Source organism: Janthinobacterium sp. AD80, assembly GCF_002878455.1.
Classification (GTDB): Bacteria; Pseudomonadota; Gammaproteobacteria; order Burkholderiales; family Burkholderiaceae_D; genus Janthinobacterium.
Window position 1 is genome coordinate 1 of the sequence record NZ_NRDQ01000013.1, and the last position, 21,589, is coordinate 21,589.

General features: G+C 58.2%; 15 protein-coding genes and 1 pseudogene. 10 read left to right on the forward strand and 6 right to left on the reverse strand.

Annotation, left to right across the window (positions count from 1 at the left end):
• The 3 genes from JaAD80_RS03070 to JaAD80_RS03080 all read left to right on the forward strand — a co-directional run.
• The coding region (locus tag JaAD80_RS03070) for a helix-turn-helix transcriptional regulator (RefSeq protein WP_146012240.1) at positions 1-376 on the forward strand (376 nt) is incomplete at its 5' end.
• A gap of 15 nt (positions 377-391) precedes the next feature.
• Complete coding sequence (locus tag JaAD80_RS03075) at positions 392-829, forward strand: hypothetical protein (RefSeq protein ID WP_102292824.1); 438 nt, start codon at positions 392-394, stop codon at positions 827-829.
• 109 nt (positions 830-938) lie between these two features.
• Positions 939-1,469, forward strand: a complete 531-nt coding sequence (locus JaAD80_RS03080; RefSeq protein WP_102292825.1) for a hypothetical protein — start codon at positions 939-941, stop codon at positions 1,467-1,469.
• Between the two features lie 32 nt (positions 1,470-1,501).
• Here the strand turns inward: JaAD80_RS03080 and JaAD80_RS03085 are convergent, their stop codons facing one another.
• Positions 1,502-1,957, reverse strand: coding sequence for a tellurite resistance TerB family protein (locus tag JaAD80_RS03085; RefSeq protein ID WP_102292826.1), 456 nt, complete (start codon positions 1,955-1,957; stop codon positions 1,502-1,504).
• Positions 1,958-2,334: 377 nt separating this feature from the next.
• Here JaAD80_RS03085 and JaAD80_RS03090 point away from each other — a divergent pair, with 377 nt between their 5' ends.
• Complete coding sequence (locus JaAD80_RS03090; protein ID WP_102292827.1) at positions 2,335-3,153, forward strand: lipid II flippase Amj family protein; 819 nt, start codon at positions 2,335-2,337, stop codon at positions 3,151-3,153.
• A gap of 146 nt (positions 3,154-3,299) precedes the next feature.
• Positions 3,300-5,780, forward strand: a complete 2,481-nt coding sequence (locus JaAD80_RS03095) for a P-loop NTPase fold protein (RefSeq protein ID WP_102292828.1) — start codon at positions 3,300-3,302, stop codon at positions 5,778-5,780.
• A 159-nt stretch (positions 5,781-5,939) separates the two neighbouring features.
• Here JaAD80_RS03095 and purL read toward each other — a convergent pair whose 3' ends face one another.
• Positions 5,940-9,989: a phosphoribosylformylglycinamidine synthase gene (purL, locus tag JaAD80_RS03100; protein WP_102292829.1), complete on the reverse strand. Its 4,050-nt coding sequence runs from the start codon at positions 9,987-9,989 to the stop codon at positions 5,940-5,942.
• 220 nt (positions 9,990-10,209) lie between these two features.
• Positions 10,210-11,325, reverse strand: coding sequence for a diguanylate cyclase (locus JaAD80_RS03105; RefSeq protein ID WP_180979272.1), 1,116 nt, complete (start codon positions 11,323-11,325; stop codon positions 10,210-10,212).
• 54 nt (positions 11,326-11,379) lie between these two features.
• Here JaAD80_RS03105 and JaAD80_RS30520 point away from each other — a divergent pair, with 54 nt between their 5' ends.
• From JaAD80_RS30520 to JaAD80_RS03115, 3 genes are all read left to right on the forward strand, one after another.
• Positions 11,380-11,595: a hypothetical protein gene (locus JaAD80_RS30520; protein ID WP_180979273.1), complete on the forward strand. Its 216-nt coding sequence runs from the start codon at positions 11,380-11,382 to the stop codon at positions 11,593-11,595.
• 26 nt (positions 11,596-11,621) lie between these two features.
• Positions 11,622-13,247 (forward strand): tetratricopeptide repeat-containing response regulator, encoded by a 1,626-nt coding sequence (locus tag JaAD80_RS03110; protein WP_102292831.1) that lies wholly within the window; start codon positions 11,622-11,624, stop codon positions 13,245-13,247.
• Between the two features lie 503 nt (positions 13,248-13,750).
• A complete protein-coding gene (locus tag JaAD80_RS03115; protein ID WP_102292832.1) occupies positions 13,751-14,149 on the forward strand; it encodes a VOC family protein in 399 nt (132 codons plus the stop codon).
• 54 nt (positions 14,150-14,203) lie between these two features.
• Here the strand turns inward: JaAD80_RS03115 and JaAD80_RS03120 are convergent, their stop codons facing one another.
• Entirely contained in the window at positions 14,204-14,842 is a 639-nt protein-coding gene (locus JaAD80_RS03120; protein WP_102292833.1) for a TetR/AcrR family transcriptional regulator, read from the reverse strand.
• 11 nt (positions 14,843-14,853) lie between these two features.
• On the reverse strand, positions 14,854-17,280 hold the full coding sequence (locus JaAD80_RS03125) for a membrane-bound PQQ-dependent dehydrogenase, glucose/quinate/shikimate family (RefSeq protein ID WP_102292834.1): 2,427 nt from the start codon (positions 17,278-17,280) through the stop codon (positions 14,854-14,856).
• Positions 17,281-17,655: 375 nt separating this feature from the next.
• On the opposite strand from JaAD80_RS03125, the gene JaAD80_RS03130 reads away from it, so the two are divergent.
• Positions 17,656-18,795 carry an IS481 family transposase gene (locus tag JaAD80_RS03130; RefSeq protein WP_102292835.1) on the forward strand — a complete coding sequence of 380 codons (1,140 nt, stop codon included), beginning with the start codon at positions 17,656-17,658 and terminating at the stop codon, positions 18,793-18,795.
• Positions 18,796-18,959: 164 nt separating this feature from the next.
• Here the strand turns inward: JaAD80_RS03130 and fusA are convergent, their stop codons facing one another.
• The gene (fusA, locus tag JaAD80_RS03135; RefSeq protein WP_102292836.1) at positions 18,960-21,068 is read right to left on the reverse strand and encodes an elongation factor G; all 2,109 of its coding nucleotides are present in this window, start codon (positions 21,066-21,068) and stop codon (positions 18,960-18,962) included.
• Positions 21,069-21,352: 284 nt separating this feature from the next.
• Here fusA and JaAD80_RS03140 point away from each other — a divergent pair.
• Positions 21,353-21,589: pseudogene (locus JaAD80_RS03140) on the forward strand (phospholipase); the annotation flags it as partial.

Here is a 21,589-nt window from a genome sequence, read left to right on the forward strand (position 1 = left end):
CGTGCGCCTGCCTCGCCCGGGCGCACCTGACCTGTGCCTGACGGTGGCGCCATTCCGGCCGCAGCAGCATCGACACAATCGGCTGCATGCGCGCCCCTGCGCCCTGGTGCTGGCGCGCGACCCGCAGGCGCCAGCCGTGGCAGCGCCCATGCTGCAGCAGCTGTTTGACTTGACGCAAGCCGAAGCGCAAGTGGCCCAGGCGCTGGCGCAAGGCAGCGCCATCGACAGCATCGCCACTGGCGCCAGCGTCTCCATCAACACCGTCAAGACGCATCTGCACCACATCTACGACAAGACGGGCACGGCGCGCCAGGGCGAACTGATCGCCCTGATCCACCAGAGCAGCGGTGGCGCGGCCTGGCCCATCCCCCATTGAGCAAGGAGAGCCATCATGAAGAACCGCATCATCTCGTGCATCGTCATCGCCGCCAGCACCCTGGCCACGGCCCAGGTGCTGCCGCCGGAGCGCACGGTGGAAGTACCTGCCCTGTCGCTGCGCATCACGCCGCCGGCCCAGCCCCGCTATATCAGCCGCGAGGATTTCCAGCCCTACGCGGGCGAATACACCTTGGCCAACGGCCAGCCCCTGCGCCTGCGCCAGTACGGCGGTTTGCTGTACGCCAAGGTGGGCGACGGCGAAGAACACCGCATCGTTGCCGCCACGCCCAATCTGTTTGTCGCGCTCGACCGCAAGCTCAAGGTACGCATCGACCGCCGCGACGACGGCACGCTGAATGGAGAACTGGTGATGATGGTGACGCCACAGCGCATGGCCGACGGCAGCATGCGCCTGGAACGGGTGGCGGCGCTGCCGATCGCGGCGCGCTAGTGGCACGGCAGTCGTGATGCCTAGAACATTGCCTGCATGCTATGATCGCCGCCATCGCCACCTTGGCCACCTTCGCCGCGATAATGCCGCAGCCACTCCATGGAGCACCATGACGCAGACTAAAAAAATTCCAGCCCGGCTGGCGCAATTCTTGGGGCGAGGCCTGCGCCTGCTGGCCTGGCCCCTGCTGGCCCTGGTCAGCGCCGCCTGCACCACCACGACGCGCCATCCGGCCAGCGAGCCCACGCAAGTGACCCTGCGCTTTACCTATGACGACGGCAAGCCGATGCGGCATGACGATTACCTGGCCAATGCGCGCCAGCAAACGTATATCAAGCACTGCAGCAAGATAGGTAGCACCACTGTCTGCGACGTCGGCTCGGATCCACTGTTCATGGGTGGCGACGCGCCGCTGGACGCCAACGGCGAAGTGCGCGTCACCCTGCACTCGACCGGCCCCATCGGCAACAATCCGACCACTCATTGCATCAAGGGCAAAGGCTACGTCTTTGATTCCGGCGACTGGCGACGCGGTCCGTTTCAACATGGCCAGGTGATAGAGATCCGTTACCGGATCAGCGAATTGGAAATGGCGTGCCCCTGGTCTTCGGGCACGCCGCCGTGGTGGGACAAGAGTTAAGTCTGGCCAGCCGGGGTTGGCTGGCTTAATAGTTACTGCAACTCGAACTCCGCCGGAGTCAGGCCCAGCTCGCGCGCGATCTTGCTGGCCACGCGCTGTTCGTTGGCGTCGAAATTGCCGTCCGACGAAGCGACGGCGATAATCATGCGCACCAGCAGGCGCGACGCCTCCACATTCGACTTCATCTTGCCCAGCGCCTGATACGCCTTGGCCTCGCCGATATCCTTGTCGAATTCCAGCTGGCCGACATAGTCCTGGAAAGCCTTGATCACATCGCTGGTGGTAAACACCGACAGCGCGTCATTGCTTTCAATGAATTTGACCATCTTCTGCTTCTCTTCCGCACTGACACTGCCGTCCGCCATCGCGATCAGAGCCGACCCGGCCATCGCAGCATTCAGGAAATCCTTGTTCTTGTACTTCAGCGCTTCGGTTTTCAGTTCGCTTGCTTTGGTCTTCAGCTTGGACAGAAAGGAATCAAAACTCATGGCGGTTCTCCTGGTTGGTTCGAATGAGGCAGCGCTACAGGCTACCACTCCCACGTAGCTGAGGGCGCGTCGCTGGAATGCAAGCAAGTAACTACGATGGCAACGCCATTGTGGCTATCGCGCCAGTGGCGGCATGGTTCACCCCACAGGCAAAGGGCCGGGGTCAGACACTTCGTGATCGAAATATCCCCCTTTTGGGGACATTTCCCCTAAGGGTCTGACCCCAGTTTCTGCCTTGGGGTCAAAGACAGCCTACCGCACACAAACACCAAAAACACCACGAAAACCACTTAACTTGATAATTAACTTATTTGCAGTTGAAAAATAAGTAACTTCATGGCAGCATGGAATAACATTTTCTTCACTGCAAGGCTGTGATGAACAAGCAATTGCTGCAGATTTGCGCACTGACGTTCATCATCCACATCATCGGCACCCTCGCCTGTTCCGTGCGCATCGCCAGCATCCGTACACGGCGCATCGCCGTGTCGCTGGCCCTATTCAGCATTTTGATATTGCTGGTGCGTACCTCGAACTCTTTTCTGGGCCCGTTTTTCAGTCCTACCTTCGCCAAGCGGATGGAAACGGGCATCGACCAGCATGTTGCCGCCAGCATCCTATTGGTAGATTTCCACTGGCTGCTGCTGTCCGCCAGCCTGGCAACCGTCCTCGGCGCGATACTGATCCCCACCTTCCAGCGCGCCTTCTGCCGCGCTGTCGAGCATTTCCAGGTTGACAGGTCGGTACCAAAACTGCTGCTGCACGCCGTCTTCAAGGGCGGCTTGTCCTACCTCAAGACCTCCGCCAGCCTGCCCAAGCCCGAAAACGTCACGGGCCTGGGCGAAAAATCCGGCGTCTCCGTCTCGATGACCGCCATGAACGTCATCGCCACCGCCCTGTGGACGGTGGGCGTCTTCGCTTCCCTGTACGCAGGCGTGCTCGACCCCAGCGTGCGCGTCACCTCCAGCACGCTTTCATCGATCATCAACGGCGGCGCCACCATCATGATGGCCGTCTTCATCGACCCGCACCTGTCGGGCATGACGGATGATGCCATCGAGGGCAAGATCGAAGAATCGCAATTCCGGCGCGCGGTGGTGTGGTTGGTGGGAAGCCGACTGGCGGGGACGCTGATCGCGCAGTTTTTGCTGGTGCCGTCGGCGGTGGTGATTGTGGGGGTGGCTAGACTGTTGTGAAATTTCACCGTCGAATAAATAACTGAAGAAATATAAAACCTAAAACAAACTATCTCTATAGAGATCCAATCATAAAATTCTCTAAAAACCCAACCATCAAAAACACATAAAAATAAAATAAATTTTATATTTCAATCCATAAAAGTATGCTTTATAGAACCCACATAAAACAAGATATTAAAAAAGAGCTAACGATGTTTCCAAATATTATAAGCGACACACCAACAAAAAATGACAAATTTAATGCTCACAGAAAAATAGCAGAGGCAATAAATTACATTATTGAAAATCAAGAAGGTGGAAAAACTATTGGTCTGGAAGGAAACTGGGGTTCTGGAAAATCAAGTATTGTAAAGATAATTTCTTCGATGCCATCTTCCAGAAAAAAAATTACAACATTTAATTTTGATGCATGGGTTCATCAAGGGGAACCATTAAGGCGAGTATTTCTAGAATCATTAATTAATCACTTCATTGATTTGGGCTGGTTAACCACAGACAAATCTGAAGATGGTTGCTATGACGTAGACTTCTGGATAAGATTAAAAGAAAAATTATCTGGAAATCTAAAGGAGTCAGTAAAAAAAACAACCCCAGCATATACAAATTTGGCAAAAATATTTTTACCTCTTCTACTACTAATTCCGTTAGGTTTTTCGCTTATTTCAGTTGGGGCACGAGATACGAAAAATGCAATTTGGAGCTTCTCAAATTACCCGCTCATTGCAGGAACAGCAATAGCAACACTTCCTTTCATTTGCATAATCCTATCGCTATTAACATCAAAATTAAAAGGAGAAACAAGCAATGATATGTGGAATCTATTTTTAAAGAAAACTGAAACATCTGAGAGTACAGAAATTACCGGCGAAAAGGAATCGACATCAATTGAATTCCAAGAAAATTTTGAAAAGCTCCTAGGGACCGCACTTCGTTATGAAAATAGAAAATTGGTTATAATTCTTGATAATTTAGATCGAGTTGATACCGATGAATTAAAAGAAGTTTGGTCGATCCTACGCTCATTTATAGCGAATACAGCTTTTTCTGACAAAACTTGGTTCAGAAAATTATGGGTAATAATTCCTTACTCCAGAGAAAAACTTAAACCTACTGAAATAGAGTCCGAGCAAGAAAATAAAAAAACCTCATCTCAAGAACATTTTCTAGAAAAATCATTTCAAATTAAATTTTATGTCCCACCTTTAAATTTATCCATTTGGAAAAATCACTTATTTGATCTTCTATGTACCGCTTTTTCAGAAGAGGTAGCATCTACAGAAAAACATGCAATATTCTTACTTTGCGCACAAGAAATGGGAATGGAGATAGCGCCGCCGAGCCCAAGACGCCTTTTGACTTTTGTGAATAGTATCGTCGCTATTGATCTTCAGTGGAGGGAGGTTCCAATATCGCACAAAGCACTATATATTATTTTTCGAGAAAAATATAGTTCGGATATTTTTTTGGAAAAGTTAATCAGTAGAGAGATACCATCCAGAAACAACATCCAACTTCTTGGAAAAGATATAGAAAATTCAATTGGTGGACTATTTTTCAATGTCGAGAAAAACATTGCAAATCAGATTCTTCTTGATAAAAAAATAAAAGCATCCATTGAAGATAAGAGCGGAATCATATTGAAAAATAACTATAGTCAAGTTGGCTTTCCAGAAATATTTTCTCTAAAATTAAAAGACTACGTTGGAGAAATAAAAAAAGGAGGTGAAGATGCATTTACAAGTTTAATATTTTCAATTTATAACAGTAAAATATTTCACAAAGATAATCACCAAGAAAAAATAGAAGTCATCAAAACACTTGGGTTATTTATATCCGAGATAAATCATTGGCCCATTGAAAATTCAAATTCACTTCAGGCGCTAAAGATGATTATTAACATTGATGACAAAAAATCAATAATGCCAATAATTAAGTCGTCAATACATAGACTAAAAAAATGGCTTTCTGAAGATGAAGTTTCTTTCCCTCAGGTTCTATCTCTAGATAAAATTAAAAAGGTAGAAGATTTCTTATCGCACGAAATACTTAAATCCTACTTTTCAAAAGGTGAAACTCCTAAAATATCATTATCCATTAATGAAGAAGCTTGGGTTAAATTGTATGCGAGATCAATAAAAACAAAAATTAATATTAATTTTGATAATTTCCAAATTGATTTCAAAAATCATAGTCTTTACTTATGCTTATTTATTGAGAGTGCGAAGTTTGACAGTCTTGAGATGGTTTGCGCTCTAAAATATTTAATTAAAAATAAATACACAGCAATAGATGGCTGCATAAGCATATTAGGTGGTAGATTAATAAGCGATAATTCACTAAGGAAGGATAGCATGCCAATCATAATCCCTTTCCTCCTATCAGTTACAAAAAACAAGACTGCACCCGAAAGCTCCACTGCAGCGATTAAGGCAATAGAGGGGTACATATATAGTAAATGGTTTGCTTGGGATCTTGAGGATGCAAGTAAAAATTATCAATTTTCCCAAAAGGGATTACACCTAAAACTAATTGGAATTTGGGAAAAATTCAACGCAGAATGCAAAACCGACAATACTGAAGAAGAAAAAAAAAGCGTGGGCAAACAAAATAAAGATACTAATTAAAAACAACAAAATTGCATTGCAATCGAAACCACAAGTATTGTCTTAAAAAGGTATCAATAGTCTCGAAACAAAAAAGCCGCTGTCTCCCGACAGCGGCTTTCTCATTTCCATCCCAGCAGCAGCGCCTGAAACCAAGGCGCCGCGCTGAAAGCGAACTAATTACCCCACAAACTTCCGCGCATTCCTGAACATGCGCATCCACGGCGAATCCTCGCCCCACGCTTCAGGGTGGTAGGACTGCTGCACGCTGCGGAACACGCGCTCCGCGTGCGGCATCAGCACGGTGAAGCGGCCGTCTGGCGTGGTCACGGAGGTGATGCCTTCCGGCGAGCCGTTCGGGTTGTACGGATACGCTTCGGTGGCGGCGCCCTTGTTGTCGACGAAGCGCATGGCTTTGGTGACTTGGGTGATGTCGCCCGTTTGCGAGAAGTCGGCGTAGCCTTCGCCGTGGGCGATGGCGATGCCCGCTTGCGTGCCGGCCATGCCGTTGAAGAAGATCGATGGGGAATCCATCACTTCGACCATGGCAAAGCGGCCTTCGAATTTCTCCGACTTGTTGGTCGTGAATTTCGGCCAGGCGTGGGCGCCGGGGATGATGGATTTCAGGTTGCTCATCATCTGGCAGCCGTTGCAGATGCCCAGGCCAAAACTGTCCGTGCGGTTGAAGAAGCGCGCGAACTGCTCCGCCAGGCTGGCGTTGAACAGGATGGTTTTTGCCCAGCCTTCGCCCGCGCCCAGCACGTCGCCGTACGAGAAGCCGCCCACGGCGATGACGCCCTGGAAGTCGTCCAGCTTGACGCGGCCGGCAATCAGGTCGCTCATGTGCACGTCGACAGCCGTAAAACCTGCCTGGTGCATGACGTAGGCCGTCTCGATGTGCGAGTTGACGCCCTGCTCGCGCAGGATGGCGACGCGCGGACGCACGCCGGTGGCGATGAATGGCGCGGCGATGTTGTCGTTCTGGTCAAACGTGACGATCGGCGACATGCCCGGGTCTTGCACGTCCAGCAGGCGGTCGTATTCGGCGTCCGCGCAGGCCGGGTTGTCACGCAGGCGGGCGATGCGCCAGCTCGTTTCGCTCCACAGGCGGTGCAGTTCGGCGCGCGGCTGGGTGTAAATCAGCTTGGCGTCGCGCGTGAATTCGATCACGTCGCGGTCATTCAATTTGCCGATGATATGGCTGCAGGCGCCCAAATTAAACGTGCGCAGCACGTCCATGACGAGAGACTTTTCTTCCGCGCGCACCTGGATCACGGCGCCCAGCTCTTCGCTGAACAAGGCGCGCAGGGTCAGTTCGTTGCGGCGTTCCGCTACCTGGCCGGCCCAGTTCTTGGCGTCGCCCCAGTCGCTGGAATGCTCGCCTTCCATGGTCAGCATGTCCAGGTTGACGGACATGCCCGTGTGGCCGGCGAAGGCCATTTCCGTCAGGGTGGCATACAGGCCGCCGTCCGAACGGTCATGGTAGGCCAGCAGCTTGTCGTCGCTATTGAGTTTTTGAATGGCCGCGAAGAAGCCTTTCAGGTCTTCCGCGCTGTCGACGTCCGGCGTGGCGTTACCCAGCTGGCCCATGACTTGCGCCAGGGCGGAGGCGCCCAGGCGGTTCTTGCCGCGCCCCAGGTCGATCAAGATCAAGGACGTGTCGCCCTTGTCCGTTTTCAGCTGCGGCGTGAGCGACTTGCGCACGTCGGTCACTGGCGCGAACGAGGACACGATCAGCGACACTGGCGAGGTGACGGATTTCGCCGCCCCCGTGCTCTCGTCTTTCCACGTCGTGCGCATCGACAGCGAATCCTTGCCGACCGGGATGCTGATGCCCAGCGCCGGGCACAGTTCCATGCCGACGGCTTTCACCGTGTCGTACAGGGCCGCGTCCTGGCCTGGCTGGCCGCACGCGGCCATCCAGTTGGCGGACAGTTTGATGTCGCTGATATCGCCGATGGCTGCGGCGGCGATGTTGGTGACGGCTTCGCCCACGGCCATGCGGCCGGAAGCTGCCGCGTCGATGACGGCCAGCGGCGTGCGTTCGCCCATGGCCATCGCTTCGCCCAGGTAGCCTTCAAAGCTCATGGTGGTAACGGCGCAATCGGCCACCGGCACTTGCCATGGTCCCACCATCTGGTCGCGCACGGTCATGCCGCCCACGCTGCGGTCGCCGATGGTGATGAGGAAGGATTTGTCGGCCACGGTCGGCAGCAGCAGCACTTTTTGCGCCACGTCCTTCAAGTCCATGCCCGTCAGGTCGATGGCCGGGAAGTCATTGGCCACGTGGACCACGTCGCGCTGCATCTTTGGCGGTTTGCCCAGCAAGACGTCCATCGGCATGTCGACCGGCTCGTTGCCCAGTTCCGGGTCGATCAGTTTCAGCTGGCGCTCTTCGGTGGCCACGCCCACGGCGGCGAACAGGCAGCGTTCGCGTTCGCACATGGCTTTGAAGAGCGGCAGGCTTTCCGGCGCGATGGCCAGCACGTAGCGTTCCTGCGATTCATTGCTCCAGATTTCTTTCGGCGCCATGCCCGATTCTTCCAGCGGGATCTTGCGCAGGTCGAAAATCGCGCCGCGCTTGGCGTCGTTGGTGATTTCCGGGAACGCATTCGACAAGCCGCCCGCACCCACGTCGTGGATGGAGATGATCGGGTTATCGGCGCCCATTTGCCAGCAGGCGTTGATGACTTCCTGGGCGCGGCGTTCCATTTCCGGGTTGCCGCGCTGGACGGAATCGAAGTCCAGGTCGGCCGTATTGCTGCCGGTGGTCATCGACGAAGCGGCGCTGCCGCCCATGCCGATGCGCATGCCAGGGCCACCCAGCTGCACCAGCAGGCTGCCGACGGGAATGTCGTTCTTGTGCGTGTGCTGCGCCGAGATATTGCCGATGCCGCCCGCGATCATGATCGGCTTGTGGTAGCCAAATACCGCATCTTTGTCTGCGCCGACGTTCTGTTCATACGTGCGGAAGTAGCCGCCCAGGACGGGACGACCGAATTCGTTCGAGAACGCGGCGCCGCCCAATGGGCCTTCGATCATGATCTGCAGCGGCGAAGCGATGCGTTCGGGTTTGCCATATTGATTGCCGTATTGGTCTGCCTCGGTACGGCCAGCCAGCGGCGCCGTTACGGAAGCGGCCGTTTCCCAGCTGCGCACGGCGTCCGGCAGGGACAAATTCGATACGGTGAAACCGGTCAACCCCGCTTTTGGCTTGGCGCCACGGCCCGTCGCGCCTTCGTCGCGAATCTCGCCGCCCGCGCCCGTGGAGGCGCCCGGGAATGGAGAAATGGCCGTCGGGTGGTTATGCGTTTCCACCTTCATCAGGGTGTGCGTCAGTTCCGTCGACGCCGCATATTCATGGTTTTCGCCGCGCGGGTAGAAGCGCGACACGGTCGCGCCTTCCATGATCGAGGAATTGTCGCTGTAGGCGACGACGGTGCCCTTCGGCTGCAGTTCATGCGTGTTCTTGATCATGCCGAACAGCGACTTCGGTTGCGCCACGCCGTCGATGGTCCAGTCGGCGTTGAAGATCTTGTGGCGGCAATGCTCGCTGTTCGCCTGCGCGAACATCATCAGTTCCACGTCCGTCGGGTTGCGGCCGGCCTTGGTAAAGGCGGCGTCCAGGTAGTCGATTTCGTCTTCCGACATCGCCAGGCCCAGTTCCACGTTCGCCGTTTCCAGCGCGGCCTTGCCCTGCCCCAGCAAGTCGATCGATTCCAGCGGGCGCGCCTCCAGGGTGCGGAACAGGTCCTTGGCGTCGTCGGCGCTGCGCAGCACGGATTCCGTCATGCGGTCGTGCAGCAGGCCGGCCACGGCCTGTACCTGTTCGTCCGTCAATTTGCCGGCGCCGATGGCGCTGCCCAGGATGCCCGATTTCAGGTTGATGCGGAAAGCGATGCCGCGTTCGACGCGCTTGATGTGCGCCATGCCGCAGTTGTGCGCAATGTCGGTGGCTTTCGATGCCCACGGCGAGATCGTGCCGAAACGGGGGATGACGAAGAATTCTTCGGCAGCGCCTTCCGTATTGTCTGCCTGGGCCGGCTCGCCGTACGTCAGCAAGGCGCCGAGGCGCGTGCTGTCGTCGTTGGTGAGAGGCGCGCTGGCATCGATGAAATGGACATAGCGTGCTTGCACGGCAACAATCGCAGGCGAAACGGCTTGCAGTTGGCTTAACAGACGGTGGCTACGGAAATGAGACAGGGCATTGGAACCCGGCAGTATCAACATGATTGGAAGGTGGTTGATGCAGCGTGGCTGCGGGTTAAAGGTAGGTATGACAATATCTTTCGTACGGCAAATTTCCTTTGCGCGCATTATACCCGTTTTACCCCTGCTTTATTACCGGAACTTATGGCTTTGCGGCCATTTTGCCCTTGAAACCGGTAGTTTTTGCCAACTTGCAACAACCAGCGCCAGGCATGCACCAAGCGACCGCGCCAGACGGCCGTCAGGCGATCACATAGCGGTTCTTGCCCTGGCGCTTGGCCAAATACAGCGCTTCGTCAGCCAGGCGGTAGCTGTGGCCCAGCTCCTTGCCGCGGTCCAGTTCGGCCACGCCCACGCTGATGGAGACGAAACGCGCGGCCAGGAACGCCTGGCTGACGGCGTCCACCAGAGCGCCCGCAAACGCGCGCACCTCTTCACGATTGCCCGCGTAGACGATGCCGAACTCCTCGCCGCCCAGGCGCCCGCACAGGTGGCCGTGCGCCTTGGCGGCGATGACGGCGGCCGTGCGCACCAGCACTTCGTCGCCTGCATCGTGGCCCTGCTGGTCGTTGATGATCTTGAAATCGTCGATATCGATCATCAAAAAGTGCAGCATGCCGCCATGCGGCGCACCATGCATCTGCTGCGCGCGCTGCGTGAACATGCGGCGGTTGTTCAGGCCAGTCAGGCTGTCCTGGTAAGCCAGCCGCGTCAGTTCCTGCCTGGCGTGGTAATTACGCAGCCGCAATAAGCTGAAGCTGACATTCAGCGCCAGGCCGAACAGCACGCTGACGGCGATCATCAGCGGCGCCCACGGCTGGTCGGGCAAGCCCGCGTTGACGGGATACAAGCCATGGCCCACGTTCCACCACACGCCCGCCACCACGGCCAGGTAGCTGAGGCCGCCATTGAAGATCGAAGCAATGGCCAGTGTCATGAAGACGCCGACGGGCAAGACCCAGAAGCTGGCGTGCTCGACAGCATCGGCCATGGTGCGCAAGCCGAAGGTCAGCGCCAGCACGGCGCAGGCGCCCGTGATGGTGAGCACGGGCAAGGTGGTGCAGCGGTAGCGCGCCACCAGGCTGGCCAGCATGCCCAGCAGCGCCAGCACCGCGTGCGTCAGGTTCGGCTCGTAGGGTGGCGGCATCAGTATCCAGGTCAGGCTGTAGGCGATGATGCCCAGCAGCTGCGTGACCATGCCGACGCGGTGCAGCTCCGCGAAATACGTGTGCTGCTGTTCGCTGTTGCCGCCAAATGCGAGGGGAACGGCAACGCGCCGCAGGGAAGAAAGGTCAGGAATGCGCATGACGGGTATCGACACCAGAAAGAAAGAAGCGCCCGGTAAAGCCTTGCGCATGCCTGGCCGCAAGATTACACGGCGTTCAACATTAGTTGTAATTAGGATACTATCATGCAAGTGAACTATCTGCAGGAAAAAGCCGCGCCCGCTGCCGCGACAGGCCTGCCGATTGTCATGAAATACAACGCCGGCAACCAGCGGAAGCGCCGGCCGCCCTGCCCTGCGTTCGATAGCTTGCATTTTGCTGGCAGTGTCGGGCGGCTTTGCAGTATGCTGATAAAAAATAGTACTAACAGGCACATATATAAGAAGAGTTCCCGCAAATGACCGAACAGATGAACGAGAGCTGAACAATGCCAGAACATAGCGACTTATCTGTCCTGATCGTCGACCCGAACCCCAGCATGCGGGGCAATCTGCACAATATGCTGAACCAGGCGGCCATCACCAAGGTGGAATACGCCGTCAATTCCGGCACGGCCATCCGCCTGCTGACAAAGAAACCGTTCGACATCATCCTGTGCGAATACGATCTTGGTAGTGGCACGGACGGCCAGGACGGCCAGCAATTGCTGGAAGACTTGCGCCACCATAAGCTGATCGGCCTGTGGACGATATTCATCATGCTGACCTCCGAAGCCATCCACAGCAAGGTGATCAGCGCGGCCGAGCTGACGCCGTCCGACTACATATTAAAACCGTTTACCGTCGATGTGCTGAGCGGGCGCATCGAACGCGCCATCGAGCGCCGCGCCCTCTTCCTGCCCACCTACCAGCTGATCGACAAGGGCGACTTGCGCGAAGCCGTGAAAAGCTGCCGCGCGGCGGAACTGCAGCACCCGCGCCTGGCGGCCGATTTCGCCCGCCTGCGCGCCGAACTGCACCTGACCCTGGGCGAGTGGAAGGAAGCGGAACAGATCTACGCCGACACGCTGGCCACGCGCCCCATGGCCTGGGCACACCTGGGACTGGCGCGCACGCTGTTCGAACAGCAGCGCCACGAAGATGCGCAGGACGCGCTGCTGGAACTGGTGGAAGTCAATCCCCGCTTCATGGCCGCCTACGACCTGCTGGCGAAGAACCATGAAGCCATGGGCCAGCAGATGCAGGCGAAGAAAATCCTCGAAGACGCGGTGGCCATTTCGCCGCACATGGTGCGCCGCCTGCGCCACCTGGGCGGCATCGCTTTCGACACGGGCGACATCGGCGCAGCCGAACGGGCCTACAAGCAGGTGGTGACGAAGGCGAAGTACTCGGAATTCCGCGACCCGGAAGACCATGTCAACCTGGTCAAAACGCTGGTAAAAAAAGGCGACGCGCCGCAGGCGAGCGGCGTGCTGCGCGACATGGAACGTTCGCTGCGCGGCGGCGCCAACGTCGAAGCGTGCCGCGCCATCTCGGCCGCCATGCTGCATGAATTGTCGGGCAACGACATCGCCGCCGCCAGCGAGCTGCAGCTGGCCGCCGCCGCCCTCGACGGCGCGCGCGGCCTGTCGACGCAGCTGAAGGTGGGCCTGGTGCAGAGCTGCCTGAAGAACAACCTGGAGCAGGCCGCGTCCGACGTCATGATGAAACTCGTCAACGAGGCGGACAGCGAAGTGACGATGGAAGCGGCCGTGGACGTGTTCGAGAAAGCCGGCCGCCACGACCTGGCGCAAGGCATGGGCCAGCAGATCAAGAACCAGGTGCAGGAACTCATGCAGGACGCGGCCAGCAAGTCGGAAAGCGGAGAACTCAAGGGGGCCGTCTTCGTGCTGCGCCAGGCCCTGCGCAAAACGCCGGGCAACCTGCCCGTGCTGTTCGCCTCCGTCGACGCCATCCTGCGCCAGCTCAACATGCTGGGCTGGGAAGCCCCGCTGGCCGAACAGGCGCAGCACCAGATGCAAGTGATCCGCAAGATCGACCCCAAGCATCCGAAGCTGGAATCGCTGAAGCAGCAGTATGCGGCCACGCAGCACAAGTATGGTATTGCGACTTGAGTCTTGCCGGCGCCGGACCCTGGGAAGCGTGACGCCCGCGAAGCCCTCTTCCTTGGCCTGAAGGACTGGATCATGCCGAGAAATGATATCGGCCAAAGCAGTCAAGTAGGTCGGATTAGCGGAGCGTAATCCGACACCATTGTTATCCCTGCAGCGTCGGATTACGCGGCGTTCCGCCACTAATCCGACCTACGCGCTGTGGCTGTAGTGGTCCATCGATTGATTCTCGGCGCCCTCGAGAGGCCAACAGCAGCCAGTCACGTAGGTCGGATTAGCGAAGCGTAATCCGACACCATTGTTGGCCCAGCAGCGTCGGATTACGTGGCGTTCCGCCCCCAACACAATTATCCAGGCGCACTCGGCCCACCGTTCCGCACGTAAAAAGATGGACGGCGGGCCACCAGGCGCGAGGCCCGTTGACTGCAGAAGCGCAAACTTGCGCTGACAGCCGCTGTCAAATGATTTACAGTCTCAATGCCCATCACCTAGACCAGGGAGACGCCATGAAAAAACAGATCATCCTCAACCTGCCCGTGAAGGACCTGGACAAATCCAGGACCTTCTTTTCCGCTCTGGGTTTCACCTTCGATCCCCGCTTCAGCGGCGAGAACGCGGCGTTCATGCACATCGCCGGCGACACTATCCAGGCCATGCTGACGACCGAAGCCTTCTTCCAGTCGCTAATCGACAAGCCCGTCGCGAATGCCAGGGAAAGCAATGAAGTCGTCATTTGCCTGAGTTGCGAAAGCCGGGAAGAAGTGGACAGCCTGATCGCCAGGGCCGTTGCCGCCGGTGGCCGCACGCCGCATCCGCCCGAAGACCATGGTTTCATGTATGACCAGGGCTTCGAGGATATCGATGGCCACCTGTGGAATTTGGTGTGGACGGCGCCGGAAGACTGAAGGGACGCGCAAATTCTCTTGCTCTTTTGACTGGCATTGGCCGAGCAGGTCGGATTACGCGCTGCGCGCCACGCGCGCCACCACCAATTCAATCAACTCCACAATCAATGGCCGGAACGTGGCCGCATTGCCGCCCTGCCCCAGCATCACGGTGCGCGTGGTCAGGTGCGAAAAGACGGCGTCGAACAAAATCTGCGGCAGGTTGGAAAACGCGGTATCGGGTGCGATGCGGCCTTGCGCGCGCTGCTGTTCCAGCAGGCGCAGGATCAGCGCGTGCCACACTTGCGGGCCGTGTTCGTACCAGGTCTGGCCTACGGCCGGCACGGCGGCCGCGCCTGTGACGACGAGGCGATAGAAATCCACGTGGCGGGGGCTGGTGACGACTGCCACCAGTTCATCGAGGATCAGCTGCAAGCCCTGTTCCAGGCCAGCCTCCGAAGTATCGAGCTGGCGCAGGGCGATGATGAAATCGGCGCACAGGTATTCGACCACCGCCACCAGCAGCTCCTGCTTGCTGCCAAAGTAGCGGTAGGCGGTGGCTTTCGAGCCGCCCGCCTCGGCCACGATGGCATCCATGCTGACGCCATCGTAGCCGGAGTCAAGAAAGAGTTTGGATGCCGCCACCAGCAGCTTGCGGCGCCGCTCCTCGCTTCGGGTACTGGGGGAAGCGGGAACGGTGCGCAACTGGGGCATGAAGCAAACTCTTACTGTGTCTTGGGAAGCGCGTATGCTATCACGTAATCCCCACGGTCCGGGCTCTGGCGGGCACCACCCGCGACCACCACCACGTACTGGCGCCCCGATGTGGGCGAGACATACGTCATCGGCGTGCCTTGCGAGCCGACTGGCATGCGCGCCTTCCACACTTCACGGCCGGTGGCGATATCCATGGCGCGCAGATAGTAATCCTGCGTGCCCGCATAAAATACCAGGCCTGACGCCGTGCTGACGCCGCCACCCAGGGTCGGCATGCCCAGCGGGATCGGCAGGCTCGCGCGCACGCCGTTGATGACGGCATCTTGCACCGTCCCGGCCGGACGCTCCCACACTTTCTTCTGCGTTTTCAAGTCGATGGCGGCGAACACGCCCCATGGCGGACTTTGACAGGGAATGCCCAGCGGCGAATTGAACGCCTTGTGGTCGATGACGAACGGTGTGCCGTCCATCGGATAGGTGCTGCCCACGCCGTGGCCCGAGGTCAGCTTGGCCACGTCCACCGTTTCGCGCGGCACCAGCTTGACCACCTGCGGCATGCGGATATCGTTGACGAACATATAGCCATTGCTTTCATCGACGGCCGCGCCACCCCAGTTGAAGCCACCATAGTAACCAGGGTAGATCAGGGTTTCGCGGGTAGCAGGCGCCGTGAACTCGCCCTGGTAATTGAGCTTGCGGAAGCGGATGCGGCAGGCCAGCTGGTCGAAGAATGTGGCGCCCCACATGTCGCGCTCCGTGAGCGTTTGCGCGCCGAAGACCGGCATGCCGGTGGAGTATGGCTGCGTTTTGGCCACCCAGTCGCCGGCCGCATGCTCCTGCGGCACGGGTTTTTCCACCACTTCGGCGATCGGCGTGCCCGTGCGGCGGTCCAGCATGAATATCTGGCCACGCTTGGTCAGCTGCACCAGCGCCGGCGTCTTGCCGCCCTTGCCATCCGGGACGTCGTACAGGGCCGGCTGCGCGGCCACGTCGTAATCCCAGATATCGTGGTGGACGGTCTGGAAGGTCCAGCGTTCGCGGCCCGTGGCCATGTCGAGGGCGACGATGGCAGATGAATACTTTTCCGTCAGCGGCGGACGCTTGCCACCCCAGAAATCGGGCTGCTCATTCCCCAGCGGCAGGTAGACCAGGCCCAGTTCATTGTCGACGGCAGGCGTGGACCACATGTTCGGCGTGCTGCGCGTGTACGTCTGCCCTTCCGGCGGCAGCTTGGTGATGGCCGGGTTGCCGAGGTCCCAGGCCCATACCAGTGCGCCCGTGTCGGCGCTGTAGGCGCGCACGACGCCGGACGGCTCGTCGATGGAGCGGCCGTCAAAGACCCAGCCGCCCAGGATGATCAGGTTGCGCACGATGGTCGGCGCCGACGTGTAGGCGTAGTACGGCACGTTGACACGCACCTTGCCCAGGCCCGTCATCAGGTCGACGGAACCCTTGTCGCCAAAACCTTCGCACAGCTTGCCCGTCTGCGCATCGATCTGGATCAGGCGCGCATCCATGGTCACTTGCACGATGCGCTTGGCGCACGCGCCGGCCTGCGGTGCGCTGGCCGTCTGCATGCCCTCAAAACGGAACGGTTTATCAACCTTGGCCGGCTCGTAATAGCCGACACCGCGGCAACGGTTCCACGTCTTGGTATTGGCTGGCCGCGAATCGTAGCTCCAGCGCTCCTTGCCCGTATCCGCATCGAGCGCGATGACCTTGCTCGTTGGCGTGCACGTATAGACAGTGTCGCCGATCTGCAGCGGCGTATTCTGGGACTCGGACGCGCCTTCGGCCAATTCGCCCATGCGGTAGCTCCATGCCACCTGCAGCTTGCCGACGTTCTGCCTGTCGATCTGCGTGAACGGCGCGAAGCGCGTGCCTGCCAGCCCATTCGCATAATGCGCCCAGTTGGCGCTGCCGTCATTGGCCAGCGCCACGGCATCCTGCTGCGGCTGGACTGTGGCCTCCAGCACGCCGTGCGGCTTGAACATGGAGGCAAAACCGGCCACCAGCAGCACGGCGAACAAGGCGGCGAAACCGCGCGACTGGCCTGAGCGCGCGCGGCCGGCCAGCCACGGATGCACGAGGGCGGCGACCAGGCCGATGACAAGGAACGGTGCCAGGCGCGGCACCATGGGCCAGAACCCAAAGCCGATTTCCCACACGGCCCACAGCAAGGTGGCGACGAGCAGCGCAGCGACGATGGCGCTGGCCAGCGGTTTGCGGCGCAGATACAGCACGCCGGCGAGGGTCAGGCCGAGACCGGCCAGCAGGTAATACCAGGAACCACCGAGGGTGATCAGTTCCATGCCGCCGGCCGCCAGGGCCAGCCCCGAAAGCCCGAGAAAAACGCCAAAAACGGCCAGCGCAACGCGCTTGCCCCTGGAGTCCGGCGGGATCGCCGCCGCTCCATTCTTTGTTGAAATGTCCATTTTTTTTCCAAGACGCCTCCCCTGCCCAGGCAAACACGTCGGGGATGGCTGATTTTTAGAACTACGTAGTGAAACTGTACTGTACGGTTTCATTTTATGCCGATTTTTGACGCAAGGAAAGAAAAATTGATCAGGGAGCTTGATTTTTGGTGGGGATGGGTGTTTTGGTGGGCTTGTCGGATTACGCGCTTGCGCGCTAATCCGACCTACCGGCCTGCCTGACTTGGCTTGGTTGAATGCGCAAAATCCGCACCCAAAGAAAAATGCTGGGGTCGGACTCTCAGGGTGTATAGCCGGGACACATAGGTAACACTTGTCGGGAGACATGGGTAACACCTTTTATGATGATTGCACCGCCACGAACTGGAGCGTGCAATGCCCTGGAAGGAAACCACCCTCATGTCTACCCGACTGGAATTTGTCCTGCTGACACAGCAGCCAGGCGCCAATATCGCGGCGCTGTGCCGCAACTTTGGCATCAGCCGCAAGACGGCGTATAAGTGGCTGGAACGCCACCGCGGGCAAGGCAACAGCGGTCTACAGGATCGATCGCGTCGCCCACATGCTTCACCGGCAAGTACACACGCTACACTTGAAGCGGCCATTCTGGCGCTCAATGCTGAGCACCCTTACTGGGGCGCACGTAAGCTGCGTACCTTGCTGCTATGTGAGGCCAAACCACCCCATCACAGCACTATCGATGCTGTCTTGCGTCGTCACGGACGCACTATCCTGGGCGCACCCGTCAGGCAGGAAGAGGTCGCGCCGTCGCGTTTTGAGCATGCCGCCCCCAATCTGCTCTGGCAGATGGACTTTAAAGGGCATTTCGCCTTGACCGATGCACGTGCCGGACGCTGTCATCCACTGACTATTCTCGACGATCACTCGCGCTATAACTTGTGCTTGAGCGCATGCGGCAATGAGCAGCGCAGCACCGTGCAAACGGCGTTGCAGGCGACCTTTGAGCGCTATGGTTTGCCAGAGCGGATGACGGCCGATAATGGCGCACCTTGGGGTACCTCGGGGCGTGCAGGGCTGTCGCAGTTGGCAGTGTGGTTGATACGGCTGGGGATCCGCGTGGGCCACAGCCGGCCGCATCACCCGCAAACACAAGGCAAGGATGAACGATTCCACCGCACGCTGAAGCTGGAACTACTGCAACGCAACGGCTTCGAATCGCTCGACGCCTGCCAGTTTGCCTTTGACCGCTGGCGGGAGCGTTACAACACGGTACGCCCGCACGAAGCCCTACAGCAACAAACGCCGATCAGTCGCTATCGCGCTAGCGGCAGGGCTTTCCCGAGCGTGCTGCCACCGATCGAGTATCCATCGGGTGATACTGTCCGCAAAGTCAGCGACAAGGGAGAAATTTCTTTTCAGAACCGACGCTACTTTATCGGCGAGGGCCTGAGAACACAGTTGGTGGCCATCAAGCCAACCACGATTGACGATGTGTTTGAGGTGTTCTTCTGTCACAAGGAAATACGGCGAATCAACCTGCGTGATTCGCCGTAAAATGGAAGTCTGATGTGTAACCTATGTCTCCCGACAAAGTGTTACCCATGTCTGCCGACTAAACACCCGACGGGTCTGACCCCAGCCTTACTCCCAACCGCGACGACCGGGTCGTACCCTGCAGGGTACGACCCCGGTATCTGCCATCAGGGTTTGATGCGATTTTATTTCGCTTTGCCAGCAGCCGCCACCTGCTCCAATACATGCTTGGGCACGGCCGCGTAGTGCTTGAATTCCATCGTGTAGGTGGCGCGGCCCTGGGTCAGCGAGCGCAAGGTGGTGGAGTAACCGAACATTTCCGCCAACGGCACCAGGGCCTTGACGATGCGGCCCGAGCCGCCGGGGATGTCGTCGACGCCTTGCACCATGCCGCGGCGGGCCGTCAGGTCGCCCATGACATTGCCCATGAATTCTTCCGGCGTTTCCGCCTCCACCTGCATCATGGGTTCGAGCAGCACGGGGTGGGCCTTGCGCATGCCATCCTTGAAGGCGATGGAGCCGGCCATGCGGAAGGCGTTTTCATTCGAATCGACGTCGTGGTAGGAACCGAAGGTCAGGGTGGCCTTCACGTCCACCACCGGGTAGCCCGCCAGCACGCCCGCCTTGAGGGTTTCGACAATGCCCTTGTCGACGGCGGGGATGAATTCGCGCGGTACCACGCCACCCTTGATGGCGTCGACAAACTGGTAGCCCGTGCCCGGTTCCAGCGGTTCGAGTTTCAGCACCACGTGGCCGTACTGGCCCCGTCCACCCGACTGCTTGACGAACTTGCCCTCGATATCTTCCACCGTGCGCGTGATGGTTTCGCGGTAGGCCACCTGCGGCTTGCCCACGTTCGCTTCCACGCCGAATTCGCGGCGCATGCGGTCGACCAGGATTTCCAGGTGCAATTCGCCCATGCCCGACATGATGGTCTGGCCCGACTCTTCATCCGTATGCACCTTGAACGACGGGTCTTCCTGCGCCAGGCGGTTCAGGGCGATGCCCATCTTTTCCTGGTCCGGCTTGGTCTTGGGTTCGACCGCCTGCGAAATCACGGGTTCCGGGAAAATCATCTTTTCCAGCACGATGATGTGATCGAGCGCACACAGGGTGTCACCCGTCGTCACGGCTTTCAGGCCCACGGCGGCGGCGATGTCGCCCGCATACACTTCCTTGATTTCCTTGCGTTCATTCGCATGCATCTGCAGGATGCGCCCCAGACGCTCGCGCGCGCCCTTGGTGGGGTTGTAGACCATGTCGCCCGAATTCACCACGCCCGAATACACGCGGAAGAACGTCAGCTGCCCCACGAACGGGTCCGTCATGATCTTGAAAGCCAGTGCGGAAAAGTGTTCGTCGTCGGCCGGATGGCGCTCCACCTCGTTGTCATGCTCGTCATGGCCCATGATGGGCGGCACTTCCAGCGGCGACGGCAGGTATTCGATGACGGCGTCGAGCATCGCCTGCACGCCCTTGTTTTTAAAGGCGCTGCCGCACAGCATGGGCACGATTTCATTGCGGATGGTGCGCGCGCGCAAGGCCTGTTTCAGTTCCGCTTCCGTAAACGTGTCGCCATTCAGGTAGCGTTCCGTCAGCTCCGGCGTCGCTTCGGCCGCGTGCTCGACCAGGTGCTCGTGCCATTCCTGCGCCTGCGCCTGCAAGCTGGCGGGAATCTCGGCATAGCTGAACTGCACGCCCTGGCTGGCGTCGTCCCAGGTGATGGCGCGCATTTTCAGCAGGTCGATGACGCCCGTGAAGTGTTCTTCCGCGCCGATCGGCAGCTGGATGGGCACGGCCACGCCCTTCAGGCGCTCGGCGATCTGCTGGCGCACGCGCAGGAAATCGGCGCCCACCCGGTCCATCTTGTTGATGAAGGCGATGCGCGGCACATGGTATTTATTCGCTTGCCGCCAGACGGTTTCCGACTGCGGCTGCACGCCGCCGACGGCATCGTAGACCATCACGGCGCCGTCGAGCACGCGCATCGAGCGTTCGACTTCAATCGTGAAATCCACGTGGCCGGGCGTGTCGATGATATTGATGCGGTGTTCGGGGAAGTTGCCCGCCATGCCTTTCCAGAAGGCCGTGGTGGCGGCCGAGGTGATGGTGATGCCCCGTTCCTGTTCCTGTTCCATCCAGTCCATGGTGGCGGCGCCATTGTGCACTTCGCCTATCTTGTGATTCACCCCCGTATAAAACAGGATGCGCTCGGTGGTGGTGGTCTTGCCGGCGTCGATATGGGCGCTGATGCCGATATTGCGGTAGCGCTCGATAGGTGTTTTGCGGGTCATCACAATCTCCATGGCTAGCCCCGGCACGCCAGGGTTTGCGCCGGTTTTCCAGTGTAGCAGACATCGTTTTACGCGGCACGACGGCCCCTGGTTTACCATGCGCGCAACACTGCTACGCTCGCACACGTCAGGTGCGCAGGGAAAATGCGTGCTTCAGCTATACTTTCATCAGTAATAAATCAACAAAGATTAATCCGTATCAATACGCACGGTATCCTGCCGTGCGAGGCGACGCCGCCGGCATGCAGCCCAGGTGCGCACCAACGACATGCCCCACTCAGCCTATGACTATCCAACTAAGAAAAATAATTCTCTCTTCCCTGCTGGCGTCTCCCGCGCTGGCCATGGCCGGCGAACTGGAACAGCAAATGCAGCGCTGCGCCGTGCTCGGCGACGCCAGCGCCCGCCTGGGATGTTTCGACACCTTGGCCAAGGCGGCGGAAAAGGCCACCATCGCCGCCGGCGGTGATCCCGCGACGGCCGCCGTGGCGCTGGCCGTGGCCGCCGACGCCGCCCCCATC